The sequence below is a fragment of the Thermodesulfobacteriota bacterium genome (assembly GCA_039028315.1).
GTDB lineage: Bacteria > Desulfobacterota_D > UBA1144 > Nemesobacterales > UBA2774 > CR02bin9.
The window spans coordinates 1-1,673 of sequence record JBCCIH010000270.1; the positions used below are offsets into that span (position 1 = coordinate 1).

Genomic DNA, 1,673 nt, shown 5'->3' on the forward strand with positions numbered 1-1,673 from the left:
GCCACCTCCGAGGTGTCTGCTTTTTTGAATAACGGACTCTATGCTTATATTGTTTTTGCCAAGACAGCTTGTAATATTGCCGAGTATTCCAGGAATGTCTGCAGCTTGGAATCTAAGATAGTATTTTGAGCTAGTCTCGCTCATTTTTATAAGCTCACTGCCTCCATTGCTTCCGTAAGGTCTCGGAGCTGAGGGGTGATTGTTTCCAAGGCTAAGGTGTTTTGCCACTTGTATTATATCGCTAACTACTGCGCTGGCTGTTGGCATCATACCCGCGCCCATGCCGTATAGCATTGTTGGACCAACCGCATCCCCGACAACATAAATTGCATTAAATGCTCCTGAGACATCTGCAAGCTGAGTGCCCTTTCTAACCAGTGCAGGGTAAACACCTGCTTCAAGTCCACCCTCCCTTGTTTTGGCTATTGCTAAGAGTTTAATTTTATATCCAAGCTCGTCAGCATAAGCTATATCTAGAGATGTAATATTTCTTATCCCCTCTACATGTATTTTCTCAAACTTTAAAAAAGTGCCGAATGAAAGCATTATCAAAATAGAGAGCTTATGTGCAGCATCTACCCCATCAATATCAAAGGAAGGATCTGCCTCTGCGTATCCCTTTTCTTGGGCTTCTTTAAGCACATCCTCAAATTCATAACCATGATCTGTCATTGTCGATAATATATAATTTGAGGTTCCGTTCATAATGCCGTGTATTGATAAAATGTTATTTGCAGCATAGCTTTCCTGAGTAGATTTGATAATCGGAATGCCACCCCCAACGCTTGCCTCGAAGCCTACCTCAACGCCTTTCTTTGCGGCCTCGCCAAATATTTTCTTGCCATGGTGAGCAAGAAGAGCTTTATTTGCCGTTACGACATGCTTGCCGTTTTTAATGGATCCCATTACAAAATCATTTGCTATTCCCGTTCCGCCCACGAGCTCTACTACTATGTCTATTGAATCATCATTAATCAGATCCCAAGCGTCTTTGATAAGTTTTTTTTGAGGAAGCCTGATGGGTCTTTTTCGTTTGTGATCATTATCTGCGATCGTTTTTAAATTTAACTTTATTCCGGTTCTGTTCTCTATTATCTCTTTGTTCTGATTAAGTACCTTAATTACTCCGCACCCGACTGTACCTGCACCTATCAGCCCTATATTCACTACACTCATATAAATCTCCTTATTTCACAAGGTTTATCTCAAAAGTTTTAAAACAACGAAGTATACATCATTTTATTTGACTTTGAATAAAAGCGGACATAAATTATTACGCATCCTTGGGGCCGTAGCTCAGCTGGGAGAGCGCATGAATGGCATTCATGAGGTCGTCGGTTCGATCCCGATCGGCTCCACCAAATCTTCAAACATTTTCAAAAAATTTTATAAGATTATTTCGATTTGCTTTGGGCTAAAAGTTGCAGCAGATACTATCTCTGTTTACATGGACTAACGAGTACTATTGTCATATTGGAAAGTAGTAGAGCTAGCACGAGTTAGCCTGGCTCACTTTTCCAAAGTCTAACAACTCTAATACCGCCCGGATTGTCCTCTCAATTAAATTTTTCAATTAGGCTTTTATAGCTAGAGTAAAATTGCTGCGATCAAATAAAGGCCCCGTTCGTTATTAGAGTTGAAACAAAAAAACAGGAGGTCTTAATATGATTAAA

Annotated in this window: 1 protein-coding gene and 1 tRNA gene; one reads left to right on the top strand and one right to left on the bottom strand. The window is 40.2% G+C overall.

Annotated elements, in window-relative coordinates:
• A partial coding sequence (locus AAF462_11870; protein ID MEM7009820.1) for a homoserine dehydrogenase occupies positions 1 to 1,176 on the bottom strand: 1,176 nt, incomplete at its 3' end.
• Between the two features lie 109 nt (positions 1,177 to 1,285).
• Between AAF462_11870 and AAF462_11875 the strand changes: the two genes are divergently transcribed.
• A tRNA-Ala gene (locus AAF462_11875) sits at positions 1,286 to 1,361 on the top strand.
• The last annotated feature ends 312 nt before the right edge of the window (positions 1,362 to 1,673 follow it).